The organism is Streptomyces venezuelae ATCC 10712, assembly GCF_008639165.1.
In the GTDB taxonomy this organism is placed as follows: domain Bacteria; phylum Actinomycetota; class Actinomycetes; order Streptomycetales; family Streptomycetaceae; genus Streptomyces; species Streptomyces venezuelae.
The window spans coordinates 4,426,672-4,447,068 of sequence record NZ_CP029197.1; the positions used below are offsets into that span (position 1 = coordinate 4,426,672).

Below are 20,397 nucleotides of genomic sequence, written 5' to 3' on the forward strand. Positions count from 1 at the left end.
ATGTGTACGGACGACAAACGCGACCCGTGGCTCCCCGACCGGCTGCTGCGCACGGAACGGGACCTGCTGATGCCGCTCCTCCGGCGGACACCGGAGGAGGCGTACGAACTCCGCACCGCGTGCCCCGGCTGGACGGCGCGACAGGTCCTCGCCCACTGCGGCGCCGCCCTGGTCAGAATCGTCGAGGACCGCCTGGAGGAAGGCGTGTTCCTCCCCGAGGCGAACGCCTGCGACGTCGCCGAACGCGAGGACTGGCCGCTCGGCCGGATCCTCGACGAACTGGAACGCGGCCTGACGGAGGCCGGCCCCGTGATCGCCGCCCGCGAGGACGACCGGCTCGACGCCGTCGCGCTCGGCGAGTGGGTCCACGCGGGCGACGTCCGGGAGGCCTTCGGTGAACCGGACGCGTACTGCGGGGCGGCCCTCGACCTGGCCCTCCCCCTCCTGTCGGTGACGAGCCGCAAGCGGGAGACCCCGGCCCTCGTGGGCGTCCTGAAGGAAGGGACGACGACCCGGGTCTCCCTCGGCAACGAGACCGCGGGCCGCCCACCGGCCACCTACAAGGGCGACGCGGCGACCCTGATCCGCATCTACGCGGGCCGCCCCCTGGTCAGAACCCGCTACGAACTGACCGGCGCGACAGAACAAGAACTCCTCATCTACCGCTGACCCCGACCGCCCAGAGCGAGGGGGGCGGTGCACCGCGCACAGAAGGGACCCCCATGCACACCCTCGACCGGCTTCTCCACGCCGAGACCCTGCGCCGCCCCGACGCCGTCGCCGTCGCCCACGGGCACGAGACCCTCACCTTCCGGGAACTCTCCGACGACGCCCTGGTCCTGGCCCGGTACCTCCGCTCCCTGGGCGTCACCGCGGACACCCGCGTCGGCATCCACACCCACCCGTCCCTCGGCCTCGTCACCGCCACCTGGGGCACCCTCCGCTCCGGCGCCGCCTACGTCCCGCTCTCCCCGGAGTACCCGGAGGAGCGCGTGCGGTACATGATCGAGGACAGCGGCGCCCGGATCGTCGTCACCCAGGACGACCTCCGGGCCCGCGTCACCGGCCTCGCCCCTCCCGGCACGACCGTCGTCACGTTCGCCGACGCCGCCGAGCACGCCCGGCGTACGGCGGGACGGGAACCCGGACCGTACGAGATCGGGGAGCGCGACCTCGCGTACGTCATCTACACCTCCGGCTCCACCGGCAAGCCGAAGGGCGTGATGGTCGAGCACCGCTCGATCGTCGCGCAGATGCGCTGGCTCGCGGCGGAACACGAGCTGGGCCCCGCCGCCACCGTCCTGCAGAAGACCCCGATGAGCTTCGACGCCGCCCAGTGGGAGATCCTCGCCGGGGCCGTCGGCGCCCGCGTCGCCGTGGGCCCGCCCGGCGTCCACCGCGACCCCGAGGCGCTCGTCGACACCGTCCGCGCGCACGGCGCGACGATGCTCCAGGGCGTCCCGACCCTTCTCCAGGCCCTCGTGGACACGGAGCGGCTCGGCACCTGCACCACCCTGCGCAGGGTGTACTCGGGCGGCGAGATCCTCTCCCGCAACCTCGCCGCGCAGCTCCTCGCCGAACTCCCCGCCGCCGAACTCATCAACCTCTACGGCCCCACCGAGTGCACGATCAACGCCTCCTCCCACACGGTGGACCGCGCGACCGTGACCGACCCCGGCGCCCCGGCGGCGATACCCATCGGCAGACCGGCGTACGACACGACCTTCGAGATACGCGACGGCGAGCTGTGCATCGGCGGGGTCCAGGTGGCGCGGGGGTACCTGGACCGCCCCGAGCTGACGGCGGACCGCTTCCTCACCACGGACACGGGCGAGCGCCTGTACCGCACGGGCGACCTGGCCCACTGGAACGACGACGGCACCGTCCAGTTCGCGGGCCGCGCCGACAACCAGATCAAACTGCGCGGATTCCGCGTCGAACTGGACGAGATCGCGCTGGCGATCGAGAACCACGACTGGGTGCGGAACGCGGCGGTCATCGTCAAGGACGAGCCCCGCACCGGCTTCCAGAACCTCGTCGCCTGCGTGGAGCTCTCCCCCAAGGAGGCCGCCCTGATGGACCAGGGCAACCACGGCGCGCACCACCAGTCCAAGGAGTCCAAGCTCCAGGTCAAGGCGCAGCTGTCGAACGCCGGCACCCGCCCCGACGCGGACCTCGCGGGCCGCCCCGTCGTCGTCCTGCCGGGCGCCACCCCGACGGAACGGATGCGGCGCACCGTCTTCGCCCGCAAGACCTACCGCTTCTACGAGGGCGGGGAGGTCACCCGCGCGGACCTCCTGGCGGCCCTCGCCCGCCGCCCCGAGGGCATCGGATCGCGGGCGGTCGGCAGCCTGACGGCGGCGGACCTGGGGGAGATCCTCCGCTGGTTCGGCCTCGCGAGCGAGGAGCGGCTGCTCCCGAAGTACGGCTACGCCTCGCCGGGCGCCCTGTACGCGACCCAGCTGTACGTGGAGCTGCGCGGGATCGCGGGCCTGGAACCGGGCACGTACTACTACCACCCGGTCCGCCACAGGCTGTACCTGACCGACGAGGGAACGTCCGGGGGCCTCACCTGCGGCGAACCGTTCCTCGGGCTGGCCTTCCGGGGCCTGCGCTCGGCCATCGAGCCGGTCTACAAGAACAACGTCGACGAGGTCCTGGAGATCGAGACGGGCCACATGGTGGGCCTGTTCGAGGAGGTCCTGCCGGGCTACGGCCTGGACGTCAGGCGCCGCGCCGACGGCACCTTCGAGGTGGTCCCGTACGACGAGGAAGCGCGTACGCCCCCGGAGGTCGACGTCTACGTCCAGTCGCACGGCAGCGCCGTCACGGACCTCCCCCGCTCCCAGTACGCCTACGAGAACGGCGACCTGACCCCGGTCTCGGCCGACCTCGTCGAGAAGAAGCACGTCATCGCCATCAACCAGGCCGTGTACGAACGGGCCGCCCTCGGCATCACGGTGATCAGCCGCACCGCCGACGCCGGCCAGGCGTACGTCGATCTCGGCCGGGCCCTCCAGCGCCTCCAACTCGGCGACCACGGCCTCGGGTTCATGTCCTCCGGCTACAGCTCCAAGTCGGGCCACCCGCTCCCGGCGGCCCGCCGCATGGACGAGATCCTGACGGCGGCGGGCCGCCCCACCGGCCCGTCGTACTTCTTCGTCGGCGGCCGGGTCAGCGAGGAGCAGCGGCTGAGCGAGGGGATGTACGAGGACACCGTCCACATGAAGGGCCCGGCGGAGATGATCCGCGACGACCTGGTGCACCACCTGCCCGACTACATGATCCCGAACCGGGTCGTCGTCCTCGACCGGCTGCCGCTGTCGGCGAACGGCAAGGTCGACACCAAGGCGCTGGGCGAGCTGGCCGTGGTCAACGCGGGCCTGCACGGCCGCCCGCACGTCCTCCCCCGCACCCGTACGGAGAGCAGGCTGGCGGAGATCTGGGCGGCGGCCCTGAAGTACGAGGACGTCGAGGCGGTGTCGGTCCTGGACGACTTCTTCGAATCGGGCGGCAACTCCCTCATCGCGGTCGCGCTGGTCACGCGGGTCAACCGGGCGTTCGGCGCGCGGCTGCCGCTCCAGGTCCTCTTCGAGCGTCCGACGATCGAGAAGCTCGCCCACCAGCTGGACGGCGCGGCCGCGGCCCCGGCCTCCCGTCTGGTCAGGCTGCACGCGGCCGGCGCGCAGCCGCCGGTCTACTGCTGGCCGGGCCTGGGCGGCTACACCATGAACCTGCGGCACCTGGCGGAGGAGATCGGCATCGACCGGCCGTTCTACGGGGTGCAGGCGTACGGCATCAACCGGGGCGAGGAACCGTACGCGACGATCCGCGAGATGGCGGCGGCGGACGTGGCGGCGATCCGGCGCCGCCAGCCGGCCGGCCCGTACACCCTGTGGGGCTACTCGTTCGGCGCCCGCGTGGCCTTCGAGTCGGCGCACCTCCTTGAGGCGGCGGGGGAGCAGGTGGAGCACCTGTTCCTGATCGCACCGGGTTCGCCGAAGGTCCGCTCCACGCGGACGGGCGGGGCGGACTACGGGAACGACGCGTTCGTGACGATCCTGTACTCGGTGTTCTCGGGCGCGATCGACGGGACCGTACGGGCGGACGGCAGGGCGGAGTTCGTCGCACGGGTCGCGCAGGACTTCCCGGCCCTGGACCCGGAACTGATCGGCCGGATCGTCGCGATCGTCGAGGAGACCTTCGAGTTCACGTACACCTTCAAGGAACTGCGGGAACGCCAGGTGAACTGCCCCGTCACCCTCTTCAAGGCGACGGGTGACGACTACTCGTTCCTGGAGAACACGGACGGCTGGTCGACCCGGCCGCCGACGGTCGTGGAGCTGGACGCGGACCACTACAGCCTGCTGAGGCAGCCGGACCTGGCGGAGCTGATCAAGAAGATCAGGTACCGCCTGGGGCAGTAGGGAACAGCCCCTTCCGACCAGGGCGCGGAAGCGTCCGTTCCTTGTCCGTTCCGTGTCCGCGATCGGTAACGATCCCCCCGTGGCCCGTGATTTCGCCGCGTCCGCGCCTCATCCTGAGCGACGCAGCGCGCACGCGCGTACGCCGACAGCCACGGGGGATCGTGACATGAGGACCGTCCGCAGGAACTCCATCCGCAAAAACTCCATCCACAAGAACTCCATCCGCACCCACCGCACGTGGAAGCTCGGAGCCGCGGCGCTGACCGCCGCCGCGCTCCTCTCGGCCACGGCCTGCGGGCCGGGCGACGACGAGGCGGGCGGCACGCCGCCCTCGCAGTCGAAGCCGACCGCGCCGACCACCGCCCCGACGACCGCACCGACCACGGCCCCCGCGTCGCCCTCGACGCAGCCGGGCGACTCCGGCAGCACCGACGGCGGCCCCACGGCGAGCGAGCCGCCGGGCACCACGGGCGAGGTCGACTGGGACCCCAAGGACGGCATCTGCCAGGACCTGAACACCGAGGTCACCGTGGACTGGGCGCTGCCGCCGGTGAAGGACGACACCAAGCTCGAACTCGTCATCAAGAACATCAGCAAGCGGCCCTGCAAGCTCTACCAGTACCCGGCGGTCAAGTTCGGCAACGACCAGGCGTTCCTGCCGCCGGTGAAGAGCTCCAAGCCGCAGTCGCCGATCGTCCTCGCCCCCGGCAAGGTGGCGTACGCCGGCCTGCTCACCCGCACCGGCAACAAGGACGTCAGCCCGCTGGAGACCGACCTCATCCTCGGCCCGGTCGGCAAGAACGAGCCCAAGGACAACGGCGACGGCGCGCTCCTCGAACTCCCCAAGCCCGGCGTCCACGTGGACAAGACGGCGCGCGTCTCGTACTGGCGCCCGGACTCGGAGAGCGCGATCTCGGCGCTCTACCCGCAGTAGCTCACACCCGGCCGGCGAGACACTCCCCGCAGAGGGTCTCGTCGCCGACGGGCCGGAACAGCGTGGCCTGGGTGTGGACCCCGAGACACTCCCGGGTCCCGTCGAGCCGCGAAGGCGGCCGCGGGACCCGGGCGACCGGGGACGGCACGTCCCGCAACAGATACCGGAGGAGCCCACCGGGCCGGTGCACGACCGTGCCGTCGGAGGGCAGCCCGCGCAGGACGTGCTCCTGGACGTCGGCGGGGGAGTGCCCGGCGTCCAACCAGCGGGCGACGAGCTCCGCCAACTCCCGCTTCATACCAGGCGGGATGCGCCGCAGGTGCGGGGAGAGCACCACGAACCCGGCGACGAGGGCGAGGGCCGCCTCCGGAAGGTGGGAGGTGTCTTCCGACGGTTGTTTCTCTGGATGACCGTCGGCGGACGGGGCCGCCGGTCCACCGACGGCCGGAACACCGCGACCCGGTGCGACCTGCGGGTTCACGGGATCGGTGCAGGTCGGGGAGTCGGGCTGGATGCTGGGAACCGGAACCGGAACCGGAACCGGAACCGGAGCCGGAACCGGAGCCGGAGGCGGGGGCGGGGGCGGGGACCCGCCGAGCAGCTTGGCGGCGGCGCCGGCCGTCAACGGCACGTTCGACACCAGCTGTTGAGTGATCCAGAGCCCTCCGCCGACCTGCACGCGCCTCTCGTGCACAAACCCCTCGGCCATGAGCTCCCGCTTGGCACGGGTGAACGCGGTGGCGCCGATCTTCGCTCGTACGGCGGTCCGTGACAGCGACTCCGGCGCACTCTGGGGAAGCGAGAGCTGCCAGGTCAGCAGCCGTACGGCATCGGAACCGAGCCGAGGATGCCGGATGATGTCGTGCGTGTACTGGGTGTAGGCACGGGAGGGCGAGATAAAATGCCGACAGATCATGGGTGGAGGCCTATTCCGCTGGTGGTCGAGGCCCCCGCCGATGATTCGCAGTCATCGGAGGGGGCCGTTTGGCGCGACCATACCCCCCGGAATCATGTCCAGCAGGACACACCGGTCGAAGAACCCCCATACGAGTGACGGTAGTTCACTGGACAAATGTCATGGGGCGTGGGTGGGGCCGGGCAGCGCCTCGATGGCGCCGAGGACCAGGGCGCGGGCCGCCGCGCCGTACACCGCCATGCCGCGGAGCTCTTCGAAGGCGGCTTCGTACAGGGCCACCTCGGTCGGCTGGGTGATGTTCACCTCGGCGGAGAGGAGTTCGACGGAGGCGAGGGTGTCGTCGTACAGGTGGAAGACCTCCTGCGGCCACAGCGTCCGCGGGGTGCCCATCGGGATGATGCCGAGCGAGACGGCGGGCAGGGCCCCCGCCGTCAGGAGGTGGCCGAGCTGGGCCGCCATGTCGTCGCTGGTGCCGAGTTGATAGCGGAGCACGCTCTCCTCGAGAACGAAGACGAACCGCCGACGGCCGGCCTGGTGGATGATCCGCGACCGGTCGGCGCGGGCGGCGGCGGCCTCGGTGGAGTCGTCGGGGATGCCGAGCAGCCGGGCGTTGCCGGAGAGAAGGGCGCGGGTGTACCCCTCCGTCTGAAGGAGGCCGGGGACGGCCGTGGGGGAGTAGACGCGGAACAGCCGGGTCGCCTGGAACAGGGCCGCATAGCTGCTCTGGAGCTGACGCAGTCCGGTACGGGCCCGCTTGCGCCACTCCTGGTACATGGTCTCGACATCACGGGAGCACGCGACGAGGTCCGCGGCCTGACTGTCGGCGGCGCACGCGCGGCACCAGGCGACGATGTCGGACGCGGACGGCGGCGTCTTGGCGTTCTCGATCCGGCTGGCCTTGGAGTGGCTCCACCCGCACAGGCCGGCGAGCCGGACGAGCGTCAGCCCCGCGTCCTGGCGCAGCTCGCGCAGCCGCCGCGCGACGCCCTCGCGGGCGGTCTGCGCCGAGGACGACGGGGAGACGGGCATCGACTGCTCCTGCTAGCGGATCTCGTACTGGTCGTGCGGGACAGCACGGTCCCACACCGCCTCGACCGCGTCGGCGTACGCCCGGACGAGGACCGGTTCCGTCCGCAGCTCCATCGGCCGGTCCCGCCACCGGCCGTCGCCGTCGAAGTGGTTGAGGAGCAGCTGCTCGTCGTCGAAGAGCCAGCCGTCGACGGCCGGGAGGAGGAGGCCGACCGCCTGATCCCGGGGGAGCCACCGCACCTCTTCGCCCGCATGCACGTTCACCACGGTGCCCGCGTGCTCGTACCGGATGTACTCGCTGACGGGCTCCGAGACGATCCGCACCCGCCGCATGACGACACCGCGTGCGGTTGCGGCACGCACCCTCTCGACCCACGGCGCCCAGTACGGAGAGGCCGGATCCACGTCCCGCTCACCGGTCTCACGCCACCGCCGGTAGTCGTCCGCCTCGTCCTGGACCGCGTACCCGTCTCGCATCTCCAGGTGGACGGCCGAGCGGCGGGCGCCGGCGAGCAGCTCATCGAAGCGCGGCGGCTCGTTCTGCCGCATCGCAGGCCTCCCTCAGGATCGGGATCATGTGGGCGGGAATCCGGATCACCGTCTCGCCCGGCGGGATGGTCTTGTCGTGGCCGGGCGCGTTCTTCTCGATGCACTCGGCGCGGGTCGCCTCGTCGGCGATGTAGCTCTGGAGCACGATGTCACGGGTCTTCTCGTCAACCCAGGCCGTCGGGCTCCCGGTCTGTCCGGACTCCGGGTCCACGCCGATGAACTGTAGGGACATGCTCGGCCTCCCTCACGGGGTGTGCACTGATGTGCACCAACGTGATGCCGCCCGGCTTCCTCGTCAAGGGTGCGGGCGGGACAGGACACCAGGTGGGCTGAATCTGTGCACAGCGGTGCACATCGCTGGTGCGCGGACCCAGCCGCTCCCTACCGTCGTGCTGTCCCCGCTGACCCGCCGACGGGAGCCACAGCATGATGACGATCAGCGTCTACCGGGTGAGACCGGACGGGACGCGGTCCCTGGTATCGCACGAGCAGGTCACACGCCCCACCGAGGTACCGGCCGCTACGGCGTTCGCGCCGTGCGGGTGTCCCAGGTGTCTGCAGGGGTGGTGCGACTTCCACCAGGGGCCGTCGAGCACCGACGCCCAGATCGACGAGCACCGCCGCGCCTGTGCGCCGTGCCGCGAGCAGCGCCGCCTCGCCCCGCTCACCGAGGTGGGGCAGCGATGACGAAGAAGCGGGAGATCCCGCGATACGCGGATCTGACCTGGGAGCAGCACGGCGGCCGGAACTGCGTGTACTGCGACCGCCCGCTCCAGTACGGGGCCCGTGAAGTCGGCCGGGTCAGACGCGACTACGGCCTCCCGCTCAGGGACGTGCCGGTCTACGCGGGACCCTGCTGCCTCGGCGGCCGCGCCGTCTGCGGCGGCGGTCCCGACCGCAGCCTCGACGTGCCCGAGCAGCCGAAGGCATTCGCCGGCACCCACCGGCCCCCGCCCCGGAACAGGCGAGCCCACGCACCATCGGACATCCACCACCAGGAGGAACCCGTGGCCTGCACGAACAGCAACCCGACGCCCTGCACGGCCAGTCCCGAGCCGCCCGGCAACCCGCCCGGCGCCCGAGACCTGCTGAGCGACGCCGCATTCCATGGCGTGATGCACACCGTTCTCGACAACAACCCCGGCTGGGACACCGACAAGGCCGTTCGCGTCGTCGTCGAGGCCCTCAAGTTCGTGCACGCCGCCAGCCTCTTCCCGCAGACCCGGATCTCCCCCACCCACGACGTCGACGAGGGCTGGCACGCCCTCGTCCTCCACACCCACCTGTACGCCACGCTGTGCAGCCGCCTCGGCCGCACCGTTCACCACTACCCCGAGCGCCCCGACGCGGCCCGCCACGACCCGGACGTCATCACGCGCACCATGGCCCTCATCGAGCAGGCCGGGCACACCCCCGACGCCGAGCTCTGGACCGGGCGGGTCGGAGGGCTGGCCGCGGTCGTCAGGCACACGCCGGCGCCCGGCGGTTGCGGTCCGATCAACCCCGGCAACTGCGCGACCCACGGAGGGGACGGTGACGACTAGGCTCTGCAGCCCGCGGACGGAGGGAGAGTTCGATGGACGCGAGCGAGGTCTCGGCACTGCATGACGCCATGCGTCGGCACGGGATTCCCGGGGTCCTCACACCGGTGGATCCGCAGAACCCGGCCGGCATCTGGCGAGTGGTCGACGACGGCGGGCGGGACGTCACCGAAGCCACCCTGGCCGCCGCGGCCGCCGCCGGGCGCAGGCGGCCGCGGCGCGGGTTCGTCTTCGGGGGATAGGCGCACGGGCGATCGCCCCGGCCGGTCCGTCCGGTGCCGTGCCCCGGGCGCGGCGGGTGTCAGGGGGCGGTCGTCCGGTTGATCAGGGTTACCGCCTCGGCCAGGCTGTCGATCTCGGCCCGGCTGAGGGTCGGGTTGGCGGCCCGTCGCGATCTGGCCTCCGCGAGGTGGTCGGACTCGATGGTGTCGAGGTGCAGCAGCAGTGAGGCCAGTACGGCTCGGGCCGCCGCCGCGACGTCCGGCATGGTGAGGGCCGCCTGCGCCAGGATCAGCGCGGACATCGCCGAGTCCAGGCCGGGCGGGCCCTCGCCGGCGGTGGCCCAGTCGATGACCACCGGTCCCTGGGGCGTCAGTACGACGTTCTCGGGGTGGAGGTCCAGGTGCAGGACGCGCCGGTCGGGGTCGGCGGAGAGGCGCGGCGGTACGGCATGCAGTCGCCGTAGCAGCTCCGCCAGCATCTCGCCCGCCCGTTCGGCCGTGATCGCGCCGCCGGCCAGGGCTTCCACCATCGTCGGTCCGGACAGGCGCTGCATCACCAGGTCGCCCGCGGCCGGCCCGGGCCAGACGGCGGGAACCGGGTAGTCGTGCTCCGCCAGGTACGCCATGACGGCGACCTCGTCCGTCGCGTCGTCGCCGTCGCGATAGCGCCGCAGTACCCGCCCGTCGTCCAGCGCGAACACGTCCGCGGTCCGGCCCGCCCCCACCAACTCGCCGATCTTCATGCCGAGGAACCTAGTTCGACGAACCCCCGTCGTGCCAGATCGGCTTGAGGTCGGGCGGCGGCGTCGGCCGCCCGCTCAGACGCGGGGGCCCAGGAAGAGGCCTCCGCTTGCGTCCACGACCTGGCCGGTGATCCAGCGGGCCGCGTCGGAGGCGAGGAAGGCGACCACGTCGGCGATGTCGTCCGGGCCGCCGAGGCGGTCGAGTGCGGTCATGGCGGTGATCTGCTCGGTGAGGCCGGGTACGTCGAAGGCGGCGCCGTTCGTCGGTGTGCGGGTGGCGCCGGGGGCGACCGCGTTGACCGTGATGCCCCGGGGGCCGAGCTGGGTGGCGAGGGTCCGGCTCATGGTCTCCACCGCGGCCTTCGTCATCGCGAACGACGTCTGGGTGGGGTTGGCCATCCTCGTCGCGACCGACGAGATCGTGATGATCCGGCCCCCGTCGTCGCGTAGCAGCGGCAGTGCGCGTTCGACGATGAAGTACGGGGCGCGGACGTTCACCGCGAAGAGGTGGTCGAACTCCGCCCGGGTCGTCACGCCCAGCGGCCCGGCCGGGGCGGCGGCCGCGTTGTTGACGAGGATGTCGAGCGGGCGGCCGTCGAGTGCGGCGTCGACGCCGGCGAAGAGTGTGTCGACGTCGCCGTCCACGCCGAGTTCGGCGCGGACGGCGACGGCTGTCCCGCCGTCCCGCCGGATTTCCTCGACGGTCGCCGCCGCCCCGGTCTCGTCCTTGCCGAAGTGCACGATGACCAGGGCGCCTTCGCCGGCGAGCCGGGTCGCGACGGCCCGTCCGATGCCGCGTGACGCGCCTGTCACGAGAGCTGTCCTGCCGGTCGTACCGCTCATGCCGTCCACCCGCCCCCTCCGTTGATGTGAGTGACTAACATGAAGGTAGTGTGTATCACATGAACGAGCGGAAGCCGACCCTGCGGGAGCGGCAGCGAACCGAGACGCGGCGCGCGATCCAGGCGCACGCGGTACGGCTGTTCACCGGCCGTGGCTACGACGAGGTGACGGTGGCCGACGTCGCCGGGGCCGCCGGTGTCTCGGCGATGACCGTGTACCGCCACTTCCCCACCAAGGAGGACCTCGTCCTGGTGGACCAGCCCGCACGGCTCATCGCCGACCGGGTCGCCGCGTCGCCGGCGGAGGAGCCGGTGGTACGGCGGGTGGGCGGCGCGCTGGTGGAGGCGGCCGCGCTGCTCGCGGGGGGTGGGCCGGTGGCGGGGGGTGAGGCGTCGACGGGGGGCGGGCCGTCGGCCGACGGTGCGGCTTCCGGCGCGGCCGACGGCGTGGCTTCCGGTGCGGTCGGGGAACGGTTTCTTCTGGACTGCCTCCGGCTCATGGTCGCGACCCCCGCGCTCCGGGCCCGGCACCTGGACAGTCAGTACGCCTTGCAGGAGGTCGTCGTCGAGGCGCTCGGTCTCGACGTCACCGACCCGGCGACGGACCCGGAGGCCGTGTTCCAGGCCCGGGCGGCGACGAGCGCCTGCCTCGCCGCGATGCACACCGCCCTGACCCGCTGGGCCGCCGACGACGGACGTACGAACCTCCCGGAACTCATCGCACGGGCGCTGACCGCCACCTTCGGCGGCACGTAAGCGAGCTGAGGACCCGTCGGGGCACGTGCCGACGCCAGGCGCCAGAGCTCTCGGGCGGCGGGGTCGGGGGTGGGTTCCGGGGTGGGGCAAGGGTCCGGTCAGGGTGCGGTCAGGGTGATCACCGATGGGCTACGGGCGCTGGGGCGAGGAGAGTTGAGATGTCGGAACGGCTCGACCTGCTCCTCTCGTTCCGGCCGCCCCACCCGTCCCCATCGCCCCGGAGAACGACATGCGCCTTCGCCTCGCCGCCACCACCCTCGCCCTGGCCACCGCCGTCACGGCCGTGACCGCCGGCACCGTCGGCTCCGCCGGCGCGGCCGTCACGGCCCACCCCGGCGGGGGCGCGCCAGCCACGGCTCCCCGGGCTTCCGTGGGCCTGAATCCCGCCCTTCAGGACATCCTGGACCGCATGCCCGACGACCAGTTCGCGGGCGCGGTCGTCAGACGGGACGGGCGGGGGGCCGCGGCCGGTCCGGTCACCCCCGACGCGCACTTCCGGATCGGCAGCGTCACCAAGACGTTCACGCACACGATCGTGCTCCAGCTCGTCGCCGAGCGCCGGATCGCCCTCGACGCGCCCGCGCGGTCGTACCTCCCGGAAGTGATTCCGGCGGCTTACGGGCAGGTGACCATACGTCAGCTCCTGGACCACACGAGCGGTCTGCCCAGGCCCGCCAGGACCCCGAGCCCGACGGACGGGCCCGGGTGGCAGTTCGGGTCCGCCGACCCGGTGCACACGCTGCGCGAGTCGTTCGCCTCGGCCACCGGAGAGCCGCCCGCGCCCGGCTCCGAGCAGCAGTACAACGGGCTCAACTCCCTCGTCCTCGGGCTGCTCGTCGAGGAGGTCACCGGCCGGCCCTTCGGCCACGAGCTGGAGCGGAGGATCATCCGGCCGCTGGGCCTGCGCCACACCAGCCTGCCCGCGGCCGGCGACCTGCGGATTCCCTCGCCCCACGCCACCGTGTACGTCGACGGGCTGGACGTCACGGAGCAGAGCCCCTACCCGTGGGCGGAGGGCGGCATGATCTCCACGGCCGCGGACCTGGACCGGTTCTTCACCGCGCTGTTCCGGGGTCGGCTGCTCCCGCCGGCGCAGCAGAAGCTGGTCTTCGACGTGCCGAACGTGAAGAGCGCCGCCGGTAACAAGAACTGTTTCGGCGGGCCCGCCTGCTTCAGCGTCGGCGGCCTCATGCGCTACAAGCTCGGCGACCAGCAGTACGCATGGGGCAAGACGGGCTCCCGGCCCGGCTGGGACAACGGGTTCTTCGCCACCAAGGACCTCCGGCACCGCGTCGTGTACTCCCTGAACCAGAAGGTGAACGGTGACCCCCTCCCGCGCATCCGGGAGGTGGTCGTCGCCGCGCTCACCGACTGAGGCCCGGCGGCGGGCGGGGCCGGGGAGGCCGGGGCCAGGGGGCCGGCCGTCGCTCGTTCGGAGGCTGTCCTCGTGCGGGGCGGGGTGGCCGCTGGTGTGCTGGTCGCGATCCCCCCGCGGCTGCGCCGCCCTCCCTCCCCCCCCGTACTGGAGCAGAGACATGGCTGTCATCGTCACCGTCGAGATCCCCGGCGGCACCCAGGAGCAGTACGAGGAGACCCACCGGCTCCTGCAGGCCTCCGAGTGGTTCCCGCCCGAGGGGTTCATCGCGCACGCCGCCGGGCCGGACGGGAGCGGCGGGTGGCGGGTGGTGGACTTCTGGGAGTCCGAGGACGACTTCCTCGCCTTCGTGGAGAGGGCCCGGCCGATCTTCGAGCGGGGCGGCCTGGCGTCGGTCCTGCCCGAGGTCCAGGAGGCCGTGAACGTCCTCGTGCGGTGACGTCAGGGACCCGGGAGGTGCGAAAACCCTTTGCGGGACGGGGGTGGGGGCCGCCAGGCTTCTCCGCCATGACCAGTCATCCTTCCCGCCCGGCCGCGGATTCCCGCTCCGTCGCGGACTTGTTCTCCGCCGACGGGCGTCTCAAGGCGATCCCGCGGCGGCCCGCCCGTCGTGAGGCGCTCCTCGCGCACCTCACCGCGACCCTCTTCGAGGACGGCCGGGACTACCGCGAGCCCGAGATCAACGAGGCCCTGCTCACCGTCCACGAGGACTTCTCCGCCCTGCGGCGCTATCTCGTGATCGGCGGCTTCCTCGCCCGTACCAAGGACGGCTCGGCCTACCGCCGACAGCAGCAGCCCGGCTCCCCCGGAGGCGCGATCCCCGCCGTCGCGTGAGCGCCGCGCTGGTGGCCGGCCTGCTCGCCGGCTACGGGATCGCGATTCCGGTCGGCGCGGTCGGCGCCTACCTGGTGGCCGTCACGGCCCGTACCGGCTGGCGTACGGGTGCGGGCGCGGCCCTCGGCGTCGCCACGGCCGACGGCGGGTACGCGCTGCTCGCGGTGGCGGGCGGCTCCGCGCTCGTGCCGCTGCTCACCCCCGTCATGACCCCGCTGCGATGGGCCTCCGCCCTGGTTCTCGCGGTGCTGGCGGTGCGTGGGGCGTGCGTCGCCCTTGCCGCGTACCGTACGGGCGGGCTCGCCTCCCGTGACGACGGGGCGGCCCTCACCCCCGCCCGCGCGTACCTCACCTTCCTGGGGATCACGATCCTCAACCCGATGACGGTGGTCTACTTCGTCGCGCTCATCCTCGCGACGGGCCCCTCGGCGCCCGCCACCCCCCTCGATCGCACCGTCTTCGTCCTCGCGGCGCTCGTCGCCTCCGCGAGCTGGCAGCTCCTCCTCGCCCTGGGCGGCACCCTGCTCGGCCGGACGCTGGCCGGGCGCAGGGGCCGACTGGTGACGGCGCTGGCGTCGAGCACGCTGATCGTCGTCCTGGCGGCCCGGCTCGTGGCGCCCGGCTGAGTGGAGGAGCCGGCCGGTGGGGTCAGTAGCTCGGGATGTAGTAGTCGCAGCCCTGCCAGTTGTCGCGGGTCTCGTCCAGGAGGGCGGTGCCCGTCGCGGGGCCGACGATGCCGTCCGGGCGCAGTCCCTTCCACTGCTGGAAGGCCCTGATGGCGCCGTCGGTGTCGGGGCCGAAGATGCGGTCCTCCGCGATCGGGTGGTAACCGGTCTTCCACCACAGGTCGTTGAAGAGGTCCTGGAAGCAGACCACCCCGTGGGAGTCGTTCGGCTGGCCGTAGCCGATCCACGACGCCCAGGGGTGGGCCTGGGCGGGCGCCGCCCAGGCGGTCACGGCGAGGGTGACGCTCGCGGTGACGAATCCGAGCCTGGCCAGCGGCTTCCTGATGTTCATGGGCGGGTGCCTCGTTCCTCGTGCGGTGGATGTCCGGCGGCCAGCCTGCCCACCGCCTCCAACGGCCGACCAACACGCGCCCAACGGCCGTCCGGTGTCAGAGACCCCGACGCCACCCCGACGCCGCCACGAGCACCGCGGCCGCCGCACCCACCGCACCCGCCGCGAGCACGCCCCGTCGTGAGCGCCAGGACAGCACCGACCAGGACGAAGCGGCCGACAGCAGGGAGCCGGTGCTCGCCCAGGAGCCCACCGAGGCGACGGACAGCGCGGAGCCGACGGAGCCTACGGACAGGAACGAGCCGACGGAGCCTACGGACAGGAACGAGCCGACGGAGCCGATGGACAGGCACGAGCCGACCGAGCCGATCGAGAGCGTCGAGCCGACCGAGCCGATGGACAGGGCCGAGCCCCGCGACCAGGGGGACGGCGTGGACGAACCGCGGCGAGGGGTCATGTCACGATCGTAGGCACGCGGGGCCGTTTCCACCCGCCGGTTCCGTGGCTACCTCTTCCACCAGAAGCGGCGCGCGGTCTCGTCGTCGATGCGCTTCTGGTCCTCGGAGGCGGCGCGGATCGCGTCGGAGAGCGGGCCGGTCAGGTGGTTCCCGAGGGCGCGGGTGGCGAGGACGAGGTCGTCGAGGAGCTGGGCGTAGCCGGCGGCGACCGAGGCGCCGAGCGTGCCGCCGGCGCCGAACTCGGCGATGTCGACGGCGGCCTTGGCGAGGGCCGTCGACGTCTCGTCGCGCAGGTGGGTGGCGACCTTGTCCAGGGTGGAGATCGCCCGCTTGTGCTCGTCGTGCTCGGTCCAGAAGCCGTTGAACGCGTTGGTGCCCGGTGACGTCGCCATGGTGTCGCCGCCGAACGCGCGGCTGCCCCCGGTGCCGCTGCCGGAGCCGCTGCCGATCCCCGGCGCGAGGCTGCCGACCGCCCGGCCGCTGTCCCCGTTCCCCGTGCCTTCCGGGAGTCCGGCGATCCGCTTGAGGGCCGCCACGTCGGTGTCGTTGCGTACGCGGGTGAGGCGCTCCTCGCAGCGGGTGCGGGCCGTGCTGATCTCGGGTTCAAGACGGGTCCTGGTGGCGGCGGCGTCGGCCGCCACGGCCTCCTCCTGTTCCGCGGTGCGGCCGATCCAGTGAGGGGCGCCTTCGGTCAGGTCGTCGATGCGTTCCTGGAAGTTGATGACGACGTCGATGATCGCGCGCTTGGTGTCGGCGATGACGTCGAGGGAGGCGGCGAGTCCGTCGGCGATCTCGCCGGCCGCCGACGCGACCGCGTCGAACTCCTTCGCGAAGCCGTCCCAGTGGTCGCGGAGCGCCTCCGTCGCCTCGCCCCGCTCGCGGTCGTTCAGGCGCTCGATGGCCCTGGCGGCGTCGCGGCGGTCTTCGGGGAGGTCCTTCTTGAAGGCGCGGAGCTTCGAGGCGGCGTCGTCGCAGAGGTCCTCGTTCGCGTCGGCCCAGGGCAGGCCGTACTTCTCCATCAGTCTGGTGATCTTATCCGTACGTTCGACCGCCATTGCGTGAACTCCCCCCGGATTAGGCCACGTTGGGCGTCACGGTCTCATGGGGTCCGTGCGGTCGCAAGACGCGGTCGGGCTCAGTCGATGTGCACGATCTGGAAGGCCTCGGCCATCCGGCCGGGCGGCAGGCCGCCCGCGGTGGCGTGTTCGCCGAGCCAGGTGCGGAGGAGGCCGGCGAGGTCGTCGAAGTGGGCCGTCTGGGAGGTGTGGATGCGCAGCGCCTCGACCTTGCGGTCGAAGACGGAGGTGACGTCCACGTACTGGTTGGGGGTGGGTCCGGTCATCAGCCACAGTTCGTGGACGGTCCACGGCTCCAGGCCCTCGTCCTTGAGCAGGGAGGCGTGGGCGAAGGGGTTGCGGGCCTCGGGGTAGATCGCGCGGAGGCAGGCGTCGCCGACGGCGCGGTGGTCGGGGTGCAGGTCGGCGACGCGTGCCCAGTTGATTTCGGGGGAGGGAATGATCGCCCGCTGGGGGCGCACCTCGCGGATGACCCGGCACAGGTCGCGGCGGAGTTCGACGGAGGCTTCCACGAAGCTGTCGGGGTAGCCGAGGAAGCGGACGTCGGCGACGCCGCTGAGTTTGGCGGAGTGGACCTGTTCGGCGCGGCGCAGGTCCGCCATGGCCTGGCGGGGGAGCGCCGGGTCGTATCCGCCCGCGCCGCCGTCCGTGACGATGCAGTAGGTGACGCGGGTGCCGCGCTCGATCCACTGCATGACGGTGCCGCTGACGCAGAACTCGATGTCGTCCGGGTGCGCGGCCACCACGAGCAGTGACGCGGGGGCGGTGCGTTCGGTGGGGTCGAAGTCCTCCATGGGGCCAGCCTGTTGGGGGGCCGGGGGTGTCGCAAGGCCAAGCCGTGGCGTGAACGCGACATGGCACTTACGCGCCATTCAAAAATTTGGTAGATTCAAATCATTGGACAGTCCGGGTGATTGCTTGGAGGGTGACCGCGATGTGCAGGATCTTCGGCTCCTTCGCCGCCGGGACGGCGGCCGGCACGGACCGTCCCGAACCGGCCCCGCTCATGGCGGTCTCCGCCCGCCAGCGCCACGGCGGCCCCGACGAGCACCAGGTGCTCAGCGGCCCCGGCTGGTCCCTCGGCTGCGACCGGCTCGCCGTGACCGACCCCCGCGGCGGACAGCAGCCCTACCGGCTGCCGCACCTCCCCGGCGTCCTCGCCGTGCTCAACGGCGAGATCTACAACCACACCGCACTGCGCCGCGCCCTCGCCGCCCGCGGCCACCGCTTCCCCGACCGCTGCGACGGCACCCTGCTGCCCGCCCTCTACGCCGAGTACGGGCCCGCCTTCGCCGAGCACCTCGACGGCATGTTCGCCGTCGCCGTCCTCGACCTGCGGCCGGGCCGCACCCAACTCGTCCTCGCCGTCGACGACATGGGCATGAAGCCGGTCCACCTCCACCACGACCCCCACGGCGGCTCCACCCGGTTCGCCTCCGAGATCCCCGCCCTCCTCGCCTTCGAAGGCGTCCGGATCTCCCCCCGCGAGGACTCCCTCGACACCGTCCTCGCCACCCGCACCTCCTTCTCCACCCACACCGCGCTCGACGGCGTCAGCGTCCTGCCGCCCGGCGCCACCGCCCTCGTACGGCCCGGCGCCGCCCCCGTCGTCCGCCGCCGCGGCCCCCACCGGGCCGCGCCCGCCGGCGACACCCAGGACGTGCTGCGCCACGAGGTGCGGCGGCTCGCCCGGGCCGACGTGCCCGTCTGCGCGATCACCAGCGGCGGCCTCGACTCCGGACTCGTCACCGCGCTCGCCGCCGAACACGCCCGCGAGACCGACGCGCCGCCGCTCCACACCTTCCACCTCACCTACCGCGGCCGGTGGCCCGACTCCGAAGCCGCGTACGCCCGTTCCGTCGCGCGCCGCGCCAGGACCGTGCACCACGAGGTCGCCGTCGACCCCGACGAGATCGGGTCCCTCCTCACCCGGACCGTCCGCCACCTCGGCCAGCCCAACGCCGACCCCATCGCCCTCTCGACGTACGCCCTGTTCCGCGCGGTCCGCGAGAACGGCTTCACCGTCGCCCTCACCGGCGACGGCGCCGACGAACTCTTCGGCGGGTACGACCGGATGCGTGCCGCGCTCGCCGCGCCGGCGGGCACGGACTGGGCCGGGGCGTACGCGGACGCGCTCTCGGCCGCGCCCCGCCTCCTCCGCGAGCACCTCTACACCTCCCACTACCGCGCGTTCATCGCCGATCAGGGCTCCGCCGCCGACCGCATCGAGCAGGAACTGCGCTCGGCCGAGGCGATCGGCGAGGACCGGCTCACCGCGACGACCGCGTTCGAGACGCGGTGGCGGCTGCCCGCGTACCACCTGCGGCGCGTGGACCACCTGTCGATGGCGTGGGCCGTCGAGGCGCGCATGCCGTTCTGCCAGCCGGCGGTGGTGACGCACGCGCGGTCGCTGCCCACGGGGGCGCGGACGGGGAAGCGGGCGCTGTACGAGGCAGGCGCCGAGCTGCTGCCCTCCGCGGTCCTGCGCCGCCCCAAGCAGCCCTTCACGCTGCCCCTGGCGGCGATGCTCGCCCCCGGCAGCCCGCTCCTGGACACCGTCCGGGAGCTGCTCTCCCCGGCCCGCCTGGTCCTGGGCGGCAAGGTCCGCGCGGACCGCGTCCAGAAACTCCTGGCCCGGCACCTCGAACGGCCCTCCCACCACGACGCCCAGGCGCTGTGGGCGCTGGCGGTCCACGAGCTGTGGACGGACGTCGTGCGGTCCCTGAGCATCCCCGTCGGCTGTGCGGCCTGAAGCGCCGCCGCCACCGCCGCGCGGACCGCTGCCCGTGCGGGCGGCGGTCGTCCGCGCCCTCGACGCCCCCGGTCCCACCCTCGTCCTGCGGGTCGAGCGGCTGCCGGTGGGCGCACTCGCCCTGCGGCGGGAACTCGTCGAGGTGTGCCGGGCCGTGCCCGGCATCCGCAAGATCGCCCTGTACGGGACCGGGCCCGCCGGTCTCGCCTACCGCTTCGTCCAGGTCCTCCCCGCAGGCCGGTTCGACGTCCGGTTCGACTTCCGGGCCGGGTGCGGGCACTCGCTCCTCGCCTGCGTCGTCGCCGACGGCCGCCCCGGACCCGTCACCGTCCGCGCCGTGACCACCGGCGACACCGTCCTGTGCGCGCCCGAGCCGGGCGGCCCGCCGGACACGTACACGCTGCACTTCCTCCGCCCCCCGACCGCCCCCGGCACCCTCCCCACCGGCCGCCCCGTCGACGTCCTCGACGGGGTGCCCGTCTCGCTCGTCCGGTACGGCAACCCGTACGTCTTCGTCGACGCCCGGCACCTCCCCGACGAGGGCCTCCGGGCGCGGCTCGAACGGCTCAGGGCCGAGGCCGCCCGGCTCCTCGGGCATCCGCCGCACTCCGCCCTCCCCAAGATCGCCGTCGTCGGCGCCGGCCCCGGCGGGCTCACCGTCCGCGCCCTCACCGTCGGCGGCTGGCACCCCCGGCTCGCGCTCACCGGCGCCGCCGCCCTCGCCGCCGCGGGCGCGCTCGACGGGACCGTCGTGCCGCCCGTGGACGGCGAGGTCCACACCCCCGGCGGCACCGTCACCGTCTCCGTGGCGCCCGACCGCGTCAGGGTCCACCACAAGCGCGCCGAGCTGCTGAGGAGGCTCGACGTGCCGTGGCGTGTCCACGCAACGGCGTGAACGCGCACCCCGCTCACCAGGCCCGGAGCCGT

Annotated in this window: 22 protein-coding genes; 12 read left to right on the forward strand and 10 right to left on the reverse strand. The window is 72.8% G+C overall.

All coding sequences use genetic code 11. The features are described from left to right. The 3 genes from DEJ43_RS20445 to DEJ43_RS20455 all read left to right on the forward strand — a co-directional run bounded on the left by DEJ43_RS20445 (position 1) and on the right by DEJ43_RS20455 (position 5,361). Positions 1-669, forward strand: a complete 669-nt coding sequence (locus tag DEJ43_RS20445) for a maleylpyruvate isomerase family mycothiol-dependent enzyme (RefSeq protein ID WP_015035282.1) — start codon at positions 1-3, stop codon at positions 667-669. 53 nt (positions 670-722) lie between these two features. Further along, the gene (locus DEJ43_RS20450) at positions 723-4,427 is read left to right on the forward strand and encodes a non-ribosomal peptide synthetase family protein (protein ID WP_015035283.1); all 3,705 of its coding nucleotides are present in this window, start codon (positions 723-725) and stop codon (positions 4,425-4,427) included. Positions 4,428-4,593: 166 nt separating this feature from the next. Further along, entirely contained in the window at positions 4,594-5,361 is a 768-nt protein-coding gene (locus DEJ43_RS20455) for a DUF4232 domain-containing protein (protein WP_041662726.1), read from the forward strand. Position 5,362: 1 nt separating this feature from the next. Here DEJ43_RS20455 and DEJ43_RS20460 read toward each other — a convergent pair whose 3' ends face one another. The 4 genes from DEJ43_RS20460 to DEJ43_RS20475 all read right to left on the reverse strand — a co-directional run bounded on the left by DEJ43_RS20460 (position 5,363) and on the right by DEJ43_RS20475 (position 8,087). Beyond that, entirely contained in the window at positions 5,363-6,277 is a 915-nt protein-coding gene (locus DEJ43_RS20460; protein WP_015035286.1) for a hypothetical protein, read from the reverse strand. 159 nt (positions 6,278-6,436) lie between these two features. Beyond that, complete coding sequence (locus tag DEJ43_RS20465; RefSeq protein ID WP_015035287.1) at positions 6,437-7,306, reverse strand: helix-turn-helix domain-containing protein; 870 nt, start codon at positions 7,304-7,306, stop codon at positions 6,437-6,439. A 12-nt stretch (positions 7,307-7,318) separates the two neighbouring features. Next, positions 7,319-7,855 carry a DUF6879 family protein gene (locus DEJ43_RS20470; protein WP_015035288.1) on the reverse strand — a complete coding sequence of 179 codons (537 nt, stop codon included), beginning with the start codon at positions 7,853-7,855 and terminating at the stop codon, positions 7,319-7,321. After that, positions 7,824-8,087: a hypothetical protein gene (locus tag DEJ43_RS20475; RefSeq protein WP_015035289.1), complete on the reverse strand. Its 264-nt coding sequence runs from the start codon at positions 8,085-8,087 to the stop codon at positions 7,824-7,826. The genes DEJ43_RS20470 and DEJ43_RS20475 overlap by 32 nt, the downstream gene beginning before the upstream one ends. Positions 8,088-8,538: 451 nt before the next feature. On the opposite strand from DEJ43_RS20475, the gene DEJ43_RS38170 reads away from it, so the two are divergent. Both DEJ43_RS38170 and DEJ43_RS20485 read left to right on the forward strand, forming a co-directional pair. Then, complete coding sequence (locus DEJ43_RS38170) at positions 8,539-9,399, forward strand: glycine-rich domain-containing protein (RefSeq protein WP_015035290.1); 861 nt, start codon at positions 8,539-8,541, stop codon at positions 9,397-9,399. A 32-nt stretch (positions 9,400-9,431) separates the two neighbouring features. Continuing rightward, positions 9,432-9,638, forward strand: a complete 207-nt coding sequence (locus DEJ43_RS20485; RefSeq protein WP_015035291.1) for a hypothetical protein — start codon at positions 9,432-9,434, stop codon at positions 9,636-9,638. Between the two features lie 59 nt (positions 9,639-9,697). Here DEJ43_RS20485 and DEJ43_RS20490 read toward each other — a convergent pair whose 3' ends face one another. Next, positions 9,698-10,360: a phosphotransferase gene (locus tag DEJ43_RS20490; protein WP_015035292.1), complete on the reverse strand. Its 663-nt coding sequence runs from the start codon at positions 10,358-10,360 to the stop codon at positions 9,698-9,700. A gap of 75 nt (positions 10,361-10,435) precedes the next feature. Further along, the gene (locus DEJ43_RS20495; RefSeq protein WP_041664092.1) at positions 10,436-11,203 is read right to left on the reverse strand and encodes an SDR family NAD(P)-dependent oxidoreductase; all 768 of its coding nucleotides are present in this window, start codon (positions 11,201-11,203) and stop codon (positions 10,436-10,438) included. Positions 11,204-11,262: 59 nt separating this feature from the next. Here DEJ43_RS20495 and DEJ43_RS38565 point away from each other — a divergent pair, with 59 nt between their 5' ends. The 5 genes from DEJ43_RS38565 to DEJ43_RS20520 all read left to right on the forward strand — a co-directional run bounded on the left by DEJ43_RS38565 (position 11,263) and on the right by DEJ43_RS20520 (position 14,793). Beyond that, complete coding sequence (locus tag DEJ43_RS38565) at positions 11,263-11,958, forward strand: TetR family transcriptional regulator (RefSeq protein WP_041662728.1); 696 nt, start codon at positions 11,263-11,265, stop codon at positions 11,956-11,958. Positions 11,959-12,187: 229 nt separating this feature from the next. Further along, positions 12,188-13,333 (forward strand): serine hydrolase domain-containing protein, encoded by a 1,146-nt coding sequence (locus DEJ43_RS20505; protein ID WP_015035295.1) that lies wholly within the window; start codon positions 12,188-12,190, stop codon positions 13,331-13,333. Between the two features lie 160 nt (positions 13,334-13,493). Further along, positions 13,494-13,772: a hypothetical protein gene (locus DEJ43_RS20510; RefSeq protein WP_015035296.1), complete on the forward strand. Its 279-nt coding sequence runs from the start codon at positions 13,494-13,496 to the stop codon at positions 13,770-13,772. A gap of 68 nt (positions 13,773-13,840) precedes the next feature. Beyond that, positions 13,841-14,167 (forward strand): DUF2087 domain-containing protein, encoded by a 327-nt coding sequence (locus tag DEJ43_RS20515; RefSeq protein ID WP_015035297.1) that lies wholly within the window; start codon positions 13,841-13,843, stop codon positions 14,165-14,167. Continuing rightward, positions 14,164-14,793, forward strand: a complete 630-nt coding sequence (locus DEJ43_RS20520; protein WP_015035298.1) for a LysE family transporter — start codon at positions 14,164-14,166, stop codon at positions 14,791-14,793. Before DEJ43_RS20515 ends, DEJ43_RS20520 begins: the two co-directional genes overlap by 4 nt. 22 nt (positions 14,794-14,815) lie before the next feature. Here DEJ43_RS20520 and DEJ43_RS20525 read toward each other — a convergent pair whose 3' ends face one another. From DEJ43_RS20525 to DEJ43_RS20540, 4 genes are all read right to left on the reverse strand, one after another. Next, positions 14,816-15,184, reverse strand: a complete 369-nt coding sequence (locus tag DEJ43_RS20525) for a peptidoglycan-binding domain-containing protein (RefSeq protein WP_015035299.1) — start codon at positions 15,182-15,184, stop codon at positions 14,816-14,818. 97 nt (positions 15,185-15,281) lie between these two features. Continuing rightward, entirely contained in the window at positions 15,282-15,641 is a 360-nt protein-coding gene (locus DEJ43_RS20530; protein WP_071891436.1) for a hypothetical protein, read from the reverse strand. A gap of 48 nt (positions 15,642-15,689) precedes the next feature. Beyond that, positions 15,690-16,661, reverse strand: coding sequence for a hypothetical protein (locus DEJ43_RS20535; protein ID WP_145953711.1), 972 nt, complete (start codon positions 16,659-16,661; stop codon positions 15,690-15,692). Positions 16,662-16,777: 116 nt separating this feature from the next. Continuing rightward, positions 16,778-17,512, reverse strand: a complete 735-nt coding sequence (locus DEJ43_RS20540) for a PIG-L deacetylase family protein (protein ID WP_015035302.1) — start codon at positions 17,510-17,512, stop codon at positions 16,778-16,780. 140 nt (positions 17,513-17,652) lie between these two features. On the opposite strand from DEJ43_RS20540, the gene asnB reads away from it, so the two are divergent. Next, complete coding sequence (gene asnB / locus DEJ43_RS20545) at positions 17,653-19,470, forward strand: asparagine synthase (glutamine-hydrolyzing) (RefSeq protein WP_015035303.1); 1,818 nt, start codon at positions 17,653-17,655, stop codon at positions 19,468-19,470. Beyond that, the gene (locus tag DEJ43_RS20550; RefSeq protein WP_015035304.1) at positions 19,460-20,365 is read left to right on the forward strand and encodes a PrpF domain-containing protein; all 906 of its coding nucleotides are present in this window, start codon (positions 19,460-19,462) and stop codon (positions 20,363-20,365) included. The genes asnB and DEJ43_RS20550 overlap by 11 nt, the downstream gene beginning before the upstream one ends. The last annotated feature ends 32 nt before the right edge of the window (positions 20,366-20,397 follow it).

What these genes read in the sequence shown, in the direction of transcription:
- DEJ43_RS20445 (WP_015035282.1), top strand. Translation starts at nt 1, where the DNA reads ATGTGTACGGACGACAAACGCGACCCGTGGCTCCCCGACCGGCTGCTG.
- DEJ43_RS20450 (WP_015035283.1), top strand. Translation starts at nt 723, where the DNA reads ATGCACACCCTCGACCGGCTTCTCCACGCCGAGACCCTGCGCCGCCCC.
- DEJ43_RS20455 (WP_041662726.1), top strand. Translation starts at nt 4,594, where the DNA reads ATGAGGACCGTCCGCAGGAACTCCATCCGCAAAAACTCCATCCACAAG.
- DEJ43_RS20460 (WP_015035286.1), bottom strand. Translation starts at nt 6,277, where the DNA reads ATGATCTGTCGGCATTTTATCTCGCCCTCCCGTGCCTACACCCAGTAC.
- DEJ43_RS20465 (WP_015035287.1), bottom strand. Translation starts at nt 7,306, where the DNA reads ATGCCCGTCTCCCCGTCGTCCTCGGCGCAGACCGCCCGCGAGGGCGTC.
- DEJ43_RS20470 (WP_015035288.1), bottom strand. Translation starts at nt 7,855, where the DNA reads ATGCGGCAGAACGAGCCGCCGCGCTTCGATGAGCTGCTCGCCGGCGCC.
- DEJ43_RS20475 (WP_015035289.1), bottom strand. Translation starts at nt 8,087, where the DNA reads ATGTCCCTACAGTTCATCGGCGTGGACCCGGAGTCCGGACAGACCGGG.
- DEJ43_RS38170 (WP_015035290.1), top strand. Translation starts at nt 8,539, where the DNA reads ATGACGAAGAAGCGGGAGATCCCGCGATACGCGGATCTGACCTGGGAG.
- DEJ43_RS20485 (WP_015035291.1), top strand. Translation starts at nt 9,432, where the DNA reads ATGGACGCGAGCGAGGTCTCGGCACTGCATGACGCCATGCGTCGGCAC.
- DEJ43_RS20490 (WP_015035292.1), bottom strand. Translation starts at nt 10,360, where the DNA reads ATGAAGATCGGCGAGTTGGTGGGGGCGGGCCGGACCGCGGACGTGTTC.
- DEJ43_RS20495 (WP_041664092.1), bottom strand. Translation starts at nt 11,203, where the DNA reads ATGAGCGGTACGACCGGCAGGACAGCTCTCGTGACAGGCGCGTCACGC.
- DEJ43_RS38565 (WP_041662728.1), top strand. Translation starts at nt 11,263, where the DNA reads ATGAACGAGCGGAAGCCGACCCTGCGGGAGCGGCAGCGAACCGAGACG.
- DEJ43_RS20505 (WP_015035295.1), top strand. Translation starts at nt 12,188, where the DNA reads ATGCGCCTTCGCCTCGCCGCCACCACCCTCGCCCTGGCCACCGCCGTC.
- DEJ43_RS20510 (WP_015035296.1), top strand. Translation starts at nt 13,494, where the DNA reads ATGGCTGTCATCGTCACCGTCGAGATCCCCGGCGGCACCCAGGAGCAG.
- DEJ43_RS20515 (WP_015035297.1), top strand. Translation starts at nt 13,841, where the DNA reads ATGACCAGTCATCCTTCCCGCCCGGCCGCGGATTCCCGCTCCGTCGCG.
- DEJ43_RS20525 (WP_015035299.1), bottom strand. Translation starts at nt 15,184, where the DNA reads ATGAACATCAGGAAGCCGCTGGCCAGGCTCGGATTCGTCACCGCGAGC.
- DEJ43_RS20530 (WP_071891436.1), bottom strand. Translation starts at nt 15,641, where the DNA reads ATGACCCCTCGCCGCGGTTCGTCCACGCCGTCCCCCTGGTCGCGGGGC.
- DEJ43_RS20535 (WP_145953711.1), bottom strand. Translation starts at nt 16,661, where the DNA reads ATGGAGAAGTACGGCCTGCCCTGGGCCGACGCGAACGAGGACCTCTGC.
- DEJ43_RS20540 (WP_015035302.1), bottom strand. Translation starts at nt 17,512, where the DNA reads ATGGAGGACTTCGACCCCACCGAACGCACCGCCCCCGCGTCACTGCTC.
- asnB (WP_015035303.1), top strand. Translation starts at nt 17,653, where the DNA reads ATGTGCAGGATCTTCGGCTCCTTCGCCGCCGGGACGGCGGCCGGCACG.